The following is a 12,574-nucleotide window of genomic DNA, read 5'->3' as shown; positions in this document are numbered from 1 at the left end:
GACGATGTCGATTCTGGCACCTGTCCCGGCAACTGAGGCAACTGATTCAACCGGCCAGTCACGGACCGCGGCGGAAGCCGAATGGGTCCGGCCGACCTGGGAGGAAGTGGTGACGAACCACTCCGCCAAGGTCTACCGCCTTGCGTACCGGCTGACCGGAAACAAGTACGACGCCGAGGACCTCACCCAGGAGGTGTTTGTCCGCGTCTTCCGTTCGCTGGAGAACTTCAAGCCGGGCACGCTGGACGGCTGGCTGCACCGGATCACCACCAACCTGTTCCTGGACCAGGCGCGGCGCAAGAGCAGGATCCGCTTTGACGCCCTGGCCGATGACGCCGAGTCGCGGCTGCCGGGCCGGGAGCCCGGGCCGGAGCAAAGCTTCGAATTCAACAACCTCGACGTCGATGTTCAGGCGGCGCTCGAGGAACTTCCGCCGGACTTCCGCGCCGCCGTCGTGCTGTGCGACCTCGAGGGGTTGTCCTACGACGAGGTCGCCGCCGCGCTGGACATCAAACTCGGGACCGTCCGGTCCCGGATTCACCGCGGCCGGACCATGCTGCGTGAAAAGCTCGCGCACCGCGACCCGCGTCCGGCGCAGACGGCCAAGCAGTCCCTCAAGCCGCGGCTCAAGATGCCGCGCATCGCCGGCCTCCTCTGAACCTGTCAATGGGTTTGCTGAGACGTTTACTGGGAGGCTCTGGCTGCGGGTTCTGGGGCAGGACCGGCCGTGCCAGGATCGGCGCTACGAAATGGGCCGCCGGCCGCCATGATCATGTGGAATCGTGCGCCGAATGCCGTGCCCGGCAACAGCGCGAGCGCCAGTACCTCGAGAAGCTCCGCGGCGCCGCCGTGCCCGAGGCCAGCGAGGACCTGACCGCGCGGCTCCTGGCCCGGACCGGGCAGTTGGCCGCGGAACGCGCGGCGGCAGAACGGAAAGCCCCAGCGGAGCCGGAACGGACAGACGCGGAACAGACGGCCCTGGAACGGGCAGCGCCGGAACGGGCAGACGCGGAACGGACAGACCCCGCGGACACGGCGGCGACGGAACAGGGCGGCGCCCCTCGGTGGCCCTCAGGGCAGTTCCCCGCAGAATACTCCGTGCCGGAGCGGGCAGCGACCGCCGGAACGGCAGCCGGTAGCGCCGCCCCCCGCTCACAGGGCGAACGCCGCCGCGGCTCCCGCCTGCCAGTGCTGGCAGTCGGAGGAGCCGTCGCCGCCTTGGCGCTCATGACCGGAACCGCGTACGTCATGGGAGGCGACGACGCAGTCCCCGCCGACGGCGCGGGGGCTTCCGCCCTCGCGAACCCGGACATCGCCGGGCTGCCCGCCAGCGGTGAACCGCTCGGTGCGGGGGAGCTGTTCGACGCCGGCGGATCGGGCAGCCCTGGCGTCCCTGGGGCAGAGGGAACTGAGCCCCGTGTTGCGTTCGGCCTGGGCGGTGAGCCCGACTTCACCCCCGGCGGGACGCTGAGCACCGTGCAGCTTGCCGCGTTCCGCTCGCAGGGATGGACATGTCCGGAGCTGCATGACCTCGGATTCCACCTCATCTGGGCCCGCGCCGGCGCAATCGCCGGCAACGAGGTCCTGGAGCTTCGCCTCACGGACGGCCGGCACTATGCCACGGTCCTCGAACAGCACGCTGCGACCCGGGGCCCGGGTACGGCGCCCGCACCCGCCCGGGGCGAAGTTTCACCCATTAACGTGCTGACCGGACACGCCGCCGTGGCGGACGGCTTCACCCCGGCCGAGGCCGGCACGCCGTCGGCCGTACCCGAAACCGGAAATGGCACCCTCTGGGTCAACCCGGCCCCGCCCTACCGGGCCATCTACCAGACCTCCGCGGCTACGTACACGTACATTTCGGACCTGCCGGCCGAGCAGGCCGACGACGGCGTCGCCGCGCTCACCCGGGTCAGCAGCGGCACTGCGGTGCAGGCATCACGGAACGGAATTCCGGAGCGGATCGAGCGTGGACTGAGCCGAATCCTGGAGCACCTGGCCCCGTGAGGCAGGGACGGGCCGGACATGGTCGGCATTCGGCCTTCGCGAAGTCGTCGCCAGCCCGAACGAGAGGGTAATCTTCCTAAAGTGCTTGGAATCAATGGACCGGAGTTCTTACTTCTGCTGATCATCGGCCTTCTGGTGATTGGTCCCAGCAGGCTGCCCGAATACACCCAGAAACTTGCCAATATCGTCAAGGAAGTGCGCCGGATGGCGTCCGGTGCGCGGGAACAGATCAAGGAAGAAGTCGGCATCGACATCGATGAGGTCGACTGGAAGAAGTACGATCCCCGGCAGTACGATCCCCGCAGGATCATCAAGGAAGCGCTCCTGGACGACGACACCAAGCCGGTGAGCACGGGAGCCCCCACCACGGTGTCCGCGGCCGCCGCCGCCGCGACGGCGGTCGCAGAGCGCCGTCCGGCGCGGGTTATCGAGCGGCTGCCCGAGGGCGAACCGGCACCCTTCGACTCAGAGGCGACCTAGGACCCCCAGAGGCGCCTGTGCCCTGATGGCGGGGTCCAGCCACGACGCCGGGCCCGGGCGGCAGCAGCCACCAGCGGGCGCCGTCAGCGGGGCTGCAGGCCCAGCGGCATACCCTTGAGTCCGCGGGGAACGGACGCCAGCTTGCCGGCGATTCCCGCCAGGGCCACGGCCGCAGGCGTCTCCGGACGGCCCAGCACCAGCGGCACCCCGGAATCCCCTCCTTCACGCAGCAGGACTTCGAGGGGAATCTGGCCCAGCAGGGGCACGTCCTCACCTACGGTGGCCGAGAGGCGCTCGGCGAGCACGGCGCCGCCGCCGCTGCCGAACAGTTCCATCCTGCCGCCGTCGGGCATTTCCAGGTATGACATGTTTTCCACGACGCCGGCCACGGTCTGGCCCGTCTGGGTCGCGATCGCGCCGGCCCGCTCGGCAACATCCGCGGCGGCCGCCTGCGGCGTGGTCACGACGAGGATCTGTGCCTTGGGCAGCAGTTGGGCGACGGAAATCGCGATGTCACCGGTGCCCGGGGGCAGGTCCAGGAAGAGGGCGTCGAGGTCGCCGAAGTAGACGTCCGTGAGGAATTGCTCGAGCGCCCGGTGCAGCATCGGGCCGCGCCAAGCCACGGGCTGGTTCCCGGTGACGAACATGCCGATGGAGATCACCTTGACCCCGTAGGCAACCGGCGGCAGGATCATATCGTCCACCCGCGTGGGGGCCTGCGTGATGCCCATCAGTCCCGGAACGGAGAAGCCGTAGACATCCGCGTCCACGATCCCGACACGGAGGCCCTGGGCAGCCAAGGCGCACGCCAGGTTGACTGTCACCGAAGACTTGCCCACGCCGCCCTTGCCGCTTGCGACTGCGTACACCCGGGTCAGCGAGCCGGGCGCGTTGAACGGGATGCCGCGCTGGCCGCCGGCGCCGCGCAGCCGCTCCTTGAGCGCGTCGCGCTGCTCCTGCGTCATGACTTTCAAGTCCACCTCGACGCCGGTGACGCCCGGGACGGCGGACAGGGCCGCCTCGGTGTCGGCTGTGATGGTGCCGCGTAACGGGCAGCCCGCGATGGTCAGAAGTACCACGATCCGCACGCGGCCGCCGTCGGTGATCTCCACGGACTCCACCATGCCGAGCTCGGTGATGGGGCGGCGGAGTTCAGGGTCGATCACGGTGGCGAGTGCGCCGTGCACGGCCTGGTCCAGGGACGTGCGGTCCAGCGGGGTGCTCATGCGGGCGATGCTCAGCTTTCGGGGATGGTGCGGTGTGCGGGCTGGCGGACGGGGTCGGAAATGGCCTCCGAAAGGTTCTCCGGCTTGCCCTGCGGCGGCTTCTCCCGCTTGCCCTCGGAAGGGTTCCCCGGTTTGTCCCCGGCAGGCTCCTTCGCCGGGTCATCCCGCTTGCCGCCCGCCTTAACGCGCGGGATCTGCTGGGTCCGGGGGCTCCGCTGCTTGTCGCGCCGCTCCTTCATCTTCTCCTTGACCTTATCCCGCGGGGTCTCGTGGACGCCGGCGGAAGGATCGTGGTTGCGCAGTTCCTCCTGGGCCTCCAGCATGTCCTCCAGCAGGCTGCGCAGCTCGGCGCGGACGTAGTCGCGGGTGGCGACCTCGCGCAGCGCGATGCGCAGGGAGGCAAGTTCCCGGGTCAGGTATTCGGTGTCGGAGAGGTTGCGTTCGGCCCGCTGGCGGTCCTGCTGGAGCGAGACCTTGTCCCGGTCGTCCTGGCGGTTCTGCGCGAGCAGCAGCAGCGGGGCGGCGTAGGAGGCCTGCAGGGACAGCATGAGGGTCAGCAGCGTGAAGCCGAGTGCCCGTGAGTCGAACTGCCATTCCTCCGGAGCCCACGTGTTCCAGCCCAGCCAGAAGAGGCAGAACACGGTCATGTACATCAGGAACTGGGGCGTGCCCATGAAACGGGCGAACCCTTCCGTGGCATGGCCGAAGGCGTCCGGGTCGGGACGGAAATTGGGCAGGATCCGCTGCCGGCCGCTCAGGGGCGTGTCGAGGCCGCCGGTTGTCCTGTTGCCAGGACGGACATTGGAGGTCCGTGGTGCTGTGGGATCAGCCAATGCGGCCTCCAAGCTTCCTTATCGGGGCGTCGTCATCGTGGGCGCGCCAGTCGTCCGGCAACAGATGATCAAGCACGTCGTCAACAGTCACCGCCCCCACAAGCCGTCCGTCCTCGTTGACAACGGGGAGTGAGTTGAGGTTGTACGTTGCCAGCGTGCGGGCGACCTCGCTGATGTGGGCCTGGTCGGAAACCGGTTCCAGGTTCTTGTCCACCAGGTTCCCCAGCGGTTCCGGCGGCGGAAAGCGCAGGAGCTGCTGGATATGGACGACGCCGAGGAAACGTCCCGTCGGGGTCTCCAGCGGTGGCCTGGCGACGAAGATTGAGGACGCAAGAGCGGGGGAGAGCTCCTCCCGGCGGACGTGCGCGAGTGCCTCGGCGACCGTTGCTTCCGGGGGCAGGATTACCGGCACGGGCGTCATGAGCCCGCCGGCGGTGTCCTCGTCGTATTCGAGCAGGCGGCGGACGTCCTCAGCGCCCTCGGGTTCCATCAGCTGCAGGAGTTCCTCGGCCTGCGCGCTCGGGAGCTCGGCAAGGAGGTCCGCGGCGTCGTCGGGGTCCATTTCCTCGAGGACGTCCGCGGCGCGGTTGACGTCCAGGGCGGAGAGGATCTCCACCTGGTCGCCTTCCGGCATCTCCTGCAGGACGTCCGCGAGCCGCTCGTCCTGGAGTTCGCTGGCAACCTCGAAGCGGCGCTTGTCGCTCATTTCCTGCAGGGCTTCGGCGAAGTCGGCCGGCTTGAGGTCCTCGTGCGTGGCCACGAACTGGGTGGCGGCCTGCGGCTCGGTCTTGGCGCCCTGCAGTGCATCGGCCCAGTCGATGATCATGGTTTCGTTGCGGCGCAGCCGGCTCAGCGGCGAGAGGGAGTGGCCGCGGCGGACGAAGAGCTTGCTGACGAACCAGTCGCCGGAGCGGTGCCGGTCCATGGCGATGTCCTCGATGGTCGCATCGCCGCTGCCGTCCGCGAGGGTCACCCGGCGGTCGAACATTTCCGCCACCACGAGGGTTTCCGCGCCGCGCTGTTCGAAGCGGCGCAGATTGACCAGACCGGTGCAGATGATCTGGGTTTGGTCGATGGACGTAATCCGGGTCATTGGGACGAACACGCGCTTCTTGCCGGGCACCTCGACGACGATGCCCACCACGTGCGGGGCGCCCCTGGTTCCGCGGGAGAGCACCACGACGTCGCGCAGCCGGCCCAGGCGGTCGCCCAATGGGTCGAAAACGTCCAGTCCGAGGAGGCGCGCGACAAACACTCGCGAAAGATTCGTGCTCACTCCTACAGGCTACCGAGTCTGCTCTCTTTTAGCTGAATTTCCAGCCGCACACCAGCCGGATAGGTGAGAATGGGCTTATGTCAAACATTTTTGGTCCCAGGGCCGGTGCCCCCAACGGTTCGGACGAGGCCCGAGCCGTCCCGAGAGGCGACGTCGTCGGTTCCTACAACTCCTACCTGGATGCCCAGAAGGCGGTGGACTATCTGGCTGACCAGCAGTTCCCCGTGCAGATGGTGTCGATCGTGGGCAACGAACTGAAGATGGTGGAGCGGGTGACTGGCAGGCTGACCTACCCCCGCGTCGCCCTGTCCGGCGCCCTCAGCGGCATGTGGTTCGGCCTGTTCGTCGGCGTCATGCTGTCCTTCTTCTCCACGACCCCCGGCTATTTCTCGATTGTGACGTCCGTGCTGATGGGTGCCGCGTTCTTCATGCTGTTCGGCATCGTCACCTACGCCATGCAGCGCGGCAAGCGTGACTTCACCTCGACGAGCCAGGTGGTGGCGACCAACTACGACGTCGTGGTCTCCTTCGAGGCCGCCGGCGAAGCGCGGCGCCTGCTCCACCAGCTGCCCATGACGCCGCATGACGCGTCCGGTGCAACGGCCGGCGGCTACGCGCAGCACGACTACCGTCAGCAGGAACCGCAGCAGCCCAGCCCGCAGCAGTCCGGGCAGCAGGGCCATGCGCCCCAGCGTCCCGCGGGCTGGAACGATCCGTACGGCCAGAGGACTCCGGAGACCGGCGGCGAGCCAGCCGGACAGTATCAGGGCGGTGTGCCCGAGCAGGAGGGTGCCGCAGGCCCAGCCCAGACGGCACCGGCCACGGAGGAGACAGCCCGGCCCGCTGGCCGGGTCTCAGGTGTGACCTATCCGGACCTTCCGGACGGCCGCCCGCAGTACGGGGTCAGGGTCACGGACAGCGACAAGCCCGCCCCGGGCCAGGATGGCCAGCAGCACTGATTCCGGCACTGATTCCAGACGGCACTGATTTCGGGCAGTAAAATCAGGCAGCAAAAAGGGGAGGGTCCCGGATGTCCGGGACCCTCCCCTTTTCTGGTCTAAGCCTTTTTCGGAGCTACGCCTTTTTGATTTACGGCGTCTGGCCGTCCACCTCCAGGTAGATGCCCGCCATCCAGGACTCGACGTCGTCCGCCTTGCGCGGCAGTGCAGCGCTGAGGTTGACGGGGCCGCCGGCCGTCATGAGGATGTCGTCCTCGATCCGGACGCCGATGCCGCGATATTCCTCGGGGATCCCGATGTCTTCACTCTTGAAGTACAGGCCGGGTTCGATCGTGAACACCATTCCGGGCGTGAGCACGCCGTCGAGGTAGAGTTCCCGCTTCGCCTGGGCGCAGTCGTGGACGTCGAGGCCGAGGTGGTGGCTGGTGCCGTGCGGCATCCACCGGCGGTGCTGCTGGCCCTCGGCGCTGACGGCTTCCTCCACGGAGACGGGCAGGAGGCCCCATTCGGCGAGCCGTTCCGCCAGGACGGTGGTGGCTGCGGTGTGGATGTCCCGGAACTTGGTGCCCGGCTGGGCAGCGGCAAAGCCGGCGTCGGCGGCGTCGAGCACTGCCTCGTAGACCTTGCGCTGGATCTCGGAGAACTTGCCGTTGGCCGGCAGCGTGCGGGTGACGTCGGCCGTGTACAGGGAGTCGGCCTCGACGCCGGCGTCCAGCAGCAGCAGTTCACCGGCATTGACCTTGCCGGTGTTCCGCGTCCAGTGCAGCACGGTTGCGTTGTTGCCGGAAGCGGCAATGGTGTCGTAGCCGAGCTCGTTGCCTTCCTCGCGGGCCCGGGCGAAGAACGCCCCTTCCACCACGCGCTCGCCGCGGTGGTGGGTTAGCGCCCGGGGAAGAGCCTTCACGACCTCCGTGAAGCCTGCCACGGTGGCGGCGACGGCGGTCTTCATCTGTTCGATTTCCCACTCGTCCTTGAGGAGGCGCAGTTCCGAGAGGGCCTCGGTGAGCTTTTCGTCCAGGGCGTCGAGCACGCTCAGGTCAAGGTTGTCCGGGTCCTTGGCCGTGTTGTAGCGGGCTGTGTCCACGAGGGCGTCGATGTTGTCGTCAACCTTGCGGACCAGCCGGATGGAGATCCCGCCGATTTCGGGCGCACCGACGTTCTTGGTGATGGCGAGTTCGAGATCGGCTATGTCCGCGGTGGCCAGTCCGAGCTTCGCCTGGAACTCGGCCAGGGTCGGGCGTGCGCCGATCCAGAACTCCCCGGAGCGCGAATCAGCGTAGAACTGCTCGGTGTCGCGGCCGGCCAGTGGGCGGAAGTACAGGGTGGCGTGGTGGTTTCCGCCGTCGTCGCCCGCGCCCTCCGCCACCGGTTCCAGGATCAGGACCGCATCCGGTTCGTGGTCCAGGCCGAGGCCGGTGAGGTGCGCGAAGGCCGAGTGCGGCCGGAAGCGGTAGTCGCAGTCGTTCGAGCGGACCTTCAGCGGGCCGGCGGGGATGACCAGGCGTTCACCTTTGAACTGGCCTGAGATGGAGCGGCGCCGGGCTGCGGCGTGGCCCGCGACGGCGTCCCGTTCGGGGAGCTGTTGCGTGGCCGGCGCCCAGTTGCTGGCCATGAAGGCCTTGAAAGCGTCGGAGCTGGGCCGCTGTGAGCGGTTGTTGACGCGCTCTTCGAGGGGCTCGGAAGCGGAGATTAGGGTGTTATCTGCATCGTTCACCGTCCCATAGTCTCACCAGCGCCGCGGCTTAGGCCAACGGCGCGCTCGCGCTGCAGGGCGGCTGCGGGGCCCTGACACGAAGGAGGCGGGGCTTTGGATCCGGCCATCTACTAGGCTGGTGAGGTGAGGATTGACCTGCATGCGCACTCCAACGTTTCCGACGGCACCCAGGCGCCGGCTGACGTCATGGAGTCCGCAGCCGCTGCCGGCCTCGATGTCATCGCCCTGACCGATCACGATTCCACTGCGGGGTGGGCCGAGGCCGCCGCCGCTGCCCGGAAAACCGGGGTCGCCCTGGTCCCGGGCATGGAGATCTCGTGCCGCACGGCGGAAGGCATCAGCGTCCACTTGCTCAGCTACCTCCACGACCCCGCGCATCCCGGACTGCTAGAGGAAATCACGAAGTCAAAGGATGCCCGGCACACGAGGGCACAGCGGATGGTCACCCTTTTGTCCGAGGACTACCCGCTGACATGGGACGACGTGATCCATCACGTCGCGCCCGGCGCCACCCTGGGCCGCCCGCACATTGCCGACGCGCTCGTCGCCGCCGGCGTGGTGGAGGACCGGGCCGAGGCCTTCGGTTCCATCCTCACCTCACGATCGCGCTACTGGGTCCAGCACTACGCGCCGGAGCCGGCGCTCGCCGTCGAACTCGTCCGTGCAGCAGGCGGGGTCCCGGTGTTCGCCCACCCCGTCGCCTCTGCCCGCGGGCGGATCGTGGGGGAGGAGACCTACCGGGAGATGATCGACGCCGGGCTGGCCGGCCTGGAAATCTACCACCGGGACAATCCCGAGGAAGGCCGTAAGTTCCTGCGCCGCATCGCCGAAAAATACGGCCTGCTGGTCACGGGGTCTTCCGATTATCACGGCGCAGGCAAGCCCAACCTGCTGGGGGAGAACCTGACCTCCGCGGAAGTCTTTGCCCGGATCGAGGAACTGGGCACTGGCTCGTCCGTGGTCCGCTGAAGGCCCGGGACCCGGCGTTGCGCTATCACTTTGCGGCCCCTAGAGGCCGGAATAGCCGCCACAAGTGATAGCGCAACGGGCGGAGTGGCGGGTCAGGCGGGCGGCGGGGTCAGGCCGTCGGGAACGACGTGAACTGCGCCTTCGCGGCCAGGCGCTTGGCCATGACGTCGATGGCCGGCTGGTTCTGGTCCACGCACACGAACCTGCGGTCGAGTTTCGCGGCCACGGATCCGAGCGTGCCGGAACCGGCGAAGAAGTCCAGGCACCAGTCGCCGGGCCGGCTTGAGGCCGCAACCACGCGGCGGATGAGCCCCTCCGGTTTCTGCGTCGGGTAGCCGGTCTTCTCCTTGCCTGTCGGCGAAACGATCGTGTGCCACCACACGTCCGTGGGAAGCTTGCCGAGCTCGCGCTTGGCGGGGGTGACAAGTCCGGGCGCCATGTATGGCTCACGGTCCACCTCGGCGCTGTCGAAGTGGTACTTCGCCGGGTTCTTGACGTAGACAAGGATGTTGTCGTGCTTGGTGGGCCAGCGGTACTTGGCCCGCGCACCGTAGTCGTACGCCCAGATGATCTCGTTCAGGAAGCATTCCCGGCCGAAGATCGCGTCCAGCATGACCTTCGCGTAGTGCACCTCGCGGTAGTCCAGGTGCAGGTACAGCGTGCCGTCGTCGGCCAGGAGCCGCCAGGCCTCCACGAGCCGGGGCTCGAGGAAGGACCAGTAGTCGCTGAACGCGTCGTCGTACTTATGCAGCGCACCCTTGATGGTGTCGTAGGACCGGCCCTTGAACCCGACGCGGTCACCCTCGCCGCCGGCGTTGAGCACCATCTTGGTTTCCTGGCGCCGCTGGACCCTGCCGGTGTTGAAGGGCGGGTCCACGTAAATCAGTGTGAAGGCGCCGTCCGGCAGCGTGGGGAGGTATTCCGCGTTATCCGCGTGAACCACCAGGTTGCTGCCGTCCGGCGCCCAGACGGTGTCAGTCATGGAGGGGATTAGGCCTCGGCGCCGCTCGGCTGTGCGTCGCCGCCGGCCACTACCTCGCCGTTGCGACGGCGGGTGCGGGTCCGGCGCCGGGCACGGGTTGCCCGGTCCACCTCGGTGGGGGCCTTCGCCGTTGCGGCGGCAGCAGTTTCCGGGCCCTGTCCGCTGGCGGTGGACACGGTATCGGCCTCGGCGGGACGGCGACGGCGGTCGCCGGACCGTCCGCCGGCTTCGGCGCCGCTGCGGCGCGAGTCGCGGCCGCCGGTGCGGCTGCCTTCACGTGCACCCTCGCGGCCGCCGGTGCGGCTGCTCTCGCGGGCGCCGTCACGGCTGCCCGTACGGCTGCTTTCTCGGGCGCCGTCCTTTGCGCTGCCGCGCGAGTTCTTCTTGCCGGTCTCGCCGAGGTCCTCGAGGACCTCCGCGTCGACGCCGGCGAGCACTCGCTTGTCGCGGGGGAGCCGGCCCTTGGTGCCCGCAGGGATGTCGAGTTCCTCGAACAGGTGCGGCGAGGAGGAATAGGTCTCCACGGGCTCGGGGTAGCTCAGGCCCAGGGCCTTGTTGATGAGCCCCCAGCGCGGCATGTCATCCCAGTCAACGAAGGTCACAGCGGTGCCCTTGTTGCCCGCGCGGCCGGTGCGGCCGACGCGGTGCAGGTAGATTTTCTCATCCTCGACGCACTGGTAGTTGATCACGTGCGTGACGTCGTCGACGTCGATGCCGCGGGCGGCGACGTCGGTGGCCACGAGGACGTCCACCTTGTTGTTGCGGAAGGCGCGCAGCGCCTGTTCGCGGGCGCCCTGGCCGAGGTCGCCGTGGATGGCGGCGGCGGCGAAACCGCGGTCCACCAGTTCCTCGGCCACCTTCGCTGCGGTGCGCTTGGTCTTGGTGAAGATGATGGTACGGCCGCGTCCGCGGGCCTGCAGGATGCGGGCTACCACTTCCACCTTGTCCATGCTGTGGGCACGGTAGATCAACTGGCGGATGTCGCGCTTGGTCAGGCCTTCGTCGTCCGGGTCCGCGGCGCGGATGTGGGTCGGCTGGGTCATGTAGCGGCGGGCCATGGCGATGACCGGGCCGGGCATGGTGGCCGAGAACAGGAGCGTCTGGCGGACTGCGGGGGTACCGGCGATCAGGGTCTCGACGTCCGGCAGGAACCCGAGATCCAGCATTTCGTCGGCCTCGTCGAGGATGACGATCTTGACGTTCTTCAGGCTCAGGTGCTTCTGCTTGTAGAGGTCGATCAGGCGGCCGGGGGTGCCGACAACAACTTCGACGCCGTTCTTCAGCGCCTCGACCTGCGGCTCATAGGCGCGGCCACCGTAAATGGTGGCGATGCGGGCGTTGCGCTTCTTGGCGGCGTTCTCGAGGTCCTTGGCCACCTGGACGGCGAGTTCGCGGGTGGGCACAATCACCAGGGCCTGCGGGGCGCCCGGCACGGCCAGCTTGTCGAAGCCGGCGTCGTCACGGCCGACGACGCGCTGCAGCGCCGGGATGCCGAAGCCGAGGGTTTTGCCCGTGCCGGTCTTGGCCTGGCCGATGATGTCATGCCCCGCCAGTGCGACCGGCAGCGTCATGGCCTGGATCGGGAACGGGTGGGTGATGCCGGCGTCGGCCAGCGACTCCACGATGTCCGCGCGGACGTTGAAGTCGGCGAAGGTCTTTTCGGCAATCTCGTGCGGCTTTTCGTCCGAGATAATTGTTTCTTCGGGCTCGATGGTCTCCGTGCCGGACTCATCGGTCAGAAGCTGGTGCGTGTGCAATTCACTCACAGGGGAGTTTCCTTATTCATTTTGGGCTGCGCTGCTTGCTCAACGGGGCCGGCCGAAGTGGCCGTTCCGGAGCACGCTCAGGCGCGCAAGCATTTCCAGTGGAAGCCGATCGCGGGCTATCTAAATGCTGGCACTGGGGACCAGCGGGTGGATCTCAAGATCGCGTAGGGGCGGGCTTGTTGAATTCGAAAATCATGGAAATCAACGACCGGGCATCCATTTCTACTTCTCCAGTCTAGCTGGCTATAGGTCGTGTCAAGTGCATGCCCCGGGCGTGAAGGTTCGCCCCGTGTGTCTGGCGGGCGTTCTGAAGTGTTGTGGAGGGGCGGTTTGGCGGCTGGACCGGCGTTGGTCTGTGGGCG

The 12,574-nt window shown here is 67.9% G+C and carries 11 protein-coding genes; 5 read left to right on the top strand and 6 right to left on the bottom strand.

Features of this window, described 5'->3' with window-relative positions:
• Positions 1-4: 4 nt before the first annotated feature.
• The 3 genes from sigE to LQV16_RS16590 all read left to right on the top strand — a co-directional run bounded on the left by sigE (position 5) and on the right by LQV16_RS16590 (position 2,487).
• On the top strand, positions 5-658 hold the full coding sequence (gene sigE, locus LQV16_RS16600; RefSeq protein WP_229995002.1) for an RNA polymerase sigma factor SigE: 654 nt from the start codon (positions 5-7) through the stop codon (positions 656-658).
• Between the two features lie 116 nt (positions 659-774).
• Complete coding sequence (locus tag LQV16_RS16595) at positions 775-2,007, top strand: hypothetical protein (RefSeq protein ID WP_229995001.1); 1,233 nt, start codon at positions 775-777, stop codon at positions 2,005-2,007.
• An 81-nt stretch (positions 2,008-2,088) separates the two neighbouring features.
• Positions 2,089-2,487: a Sec-independent protein translocase TatB gene (locus LQV16_RS16590; RefSeq protein ID WP_229995000.1), complete on the top strand. Its 399-nt coding sequence runs from the start codon at positions 2,089-2,091 to the stop codon at positions 2,485-2,487.
• 83 nt (positions 2,488-2,570) lie between these two features.
• Here the strand turns inward: LQV16_RS16590 and LQV16_RS16585 are convergent, their stop codons facing one another.
• The 3 genes from LQV16_RS16585 to LQV16_RS16575 all read right to left on the bottom strand — a co-directional run bounded on the left by LQV16_RS16585 (position 2,571) and on the right by LQV16_RS16575 (position 5,822).
• Positions 2,571-3,713, bottom strand: coding sequence for an Mrp/NBP35 family ATP-binding protein (locus LQV16_RS16585; RefSeq protein WP_229994999.1), 1,143 nt, complete (start codon positions 3,711-3,713; stop codon positions 2,571-2,573).
• Between the two features lie 11 nt (positions 3,714-3,724).
• The gene (locus LQV16_RS16580) at positions 3,725-4,471 is read right to left on the bottom strand and encodes a DUF1003 domain-containing protein (RefSeq protein ID WP_229995014.1); all 747 of its coding nucleotides are present in this window, start codon (positions 4,469-4,471) and stop codon (positions 3,725-3,727) included.
• Positions 4,472-4,538: 67 nt separating this feature from the next.
• Entirely contained in the window at positions 4,539-5,822 is a 1,284-nt protein-coding gene (locus LQV16_RS16575; protein WP_229994998.1) for a CBS domain-containing protein, read from the bottom strand.
• 77 nt (positions 5,823-5,899) lie between these two features.
• On the opposite strand from LQV16_RS16575, the gene LQV16_RS16570 reads away from it, so the two are divergent.
• Positions 5,900-6,781: a general stress protein gene (locus LQV16_RS16570; RefSeq protein WP_229994997.1), complete on the top strand. Its 882-nt coding sequence runs from the start codon at positions 5,900-5,902 to the stop codon at positions 6,779-6,781.
• 130 nt (positions 6,782-6,911) lie between these two features.
• Here LQV16_RS16570 and LQV16_RS16565 read toward each other — a convergent pair whose 3' ends face one another.
• Positions 6,912-8,495 carry an aminopeptidase P family protein gene (locus tag LQV16_RS16565; RefSeq protein WP_229994996.1) on the bottom strand — a complete coding sequence of 528 codons (1,584 nt, stop codon included), beginning with the start codon at positions 8,493-8,495 and terminating at the stop codon, positions 6,912-6,914.
• A gap of 123 nt (positions 8,496-8,618) precedes the next feature.
• On the opposite strand from LQV16_RS16565, the gene LQV16_RS16560 reads away from it, so the two are divergent.
• Positions 8,619-9,464 carry a PHP domain-containing protein gene (locus tag LQV16_RS16560; RefSeq protein ID WP_229994995.1) on the top strand — a complete coding sequence of 282 codons (846 nt, stop codon included), beginning with the start codon at positions 8,619-8,621 and terminating at the stop codon, positions 9,462-9,464.
• A 109-nt stretch (positions 9,465-9,573) separates the two neighbouring features.
• On the opposite strand, the gene LQV16_RS16555 is transcribed toward LQV16_RS16560, so the two are convergent.
• Positions 9,574-10,446 (bottom strand): site-specific DNA-methyltransferase, encoded by an 873-nt coding sequence (locus LQV16_RS16555; RefSeq protein WP_229994994.1) that lies wholly within the window; start codon positions 10,444-10,446, stop codon positions 9,574-9,576.
• Positions 10,447-10,454: 8 nt separating this feature from the next.
• Positions 10,455-12,212 carry a DEAD/DEAH box helicase gene (locus LQV16_RS16550; protein ID WP_229994993.1) on the bottom strand — a complete coding sequence of 586 codons (1,758 nt, stop codon included), beginning with the start codon at positions 12,210-12,212 and terminating at the stop codon, positions 10,455-10,457.
• Between the last annotated feature and the right edge of the window lie 362 nt (positions 12,213-12,574).

It is taken from the genome of Arthrobacter sp. Bi26 (assembly GCF_918697925.1).
GTDB lineage: Bacteria > Actinomycetota > Actinomycetes > Actinomycetales > Micrococcaceae > Arthrobacter.
Note: the sequence above shows the minus strand (reverse complement) of the source record. Positions and strands in the feature narration are given on the sequence as shown.

What these genes read in the sequence shown, in the direction of transcription:
- sigE (WP_229995002.1), top strand. Translation starts at nt 5, where the DNA reads ATGTCGATTCTGGCACCTGTCCCGGCAACTGAGGCAACTGATTCAACC.
- LQV16_RS16585 (WP_229994999.1), bottom strand. Translation starts at nt 3,713, where the DNA reads ATGAGCACCCCGCTGGACCGCACGTCCCTGGACCAGGCCGTGCACGGC.
- LQV16_RS16570 (WP_229994997.1), top strand. Translation starts at nt 5,900, where the DNA reads ATGTCAAACATTTTTGGTCCCAGGGCCGGTGCCCCCAACGGTTCGGAC.
- LQV16_RS16555 (WP_229994994.1), bottom strand. Translation starts at nt 10,446, where the DNA reads ATGACTGACACCGTCTGGGCGCCGGACGGCAGCAACCTGGTGGTTCAC.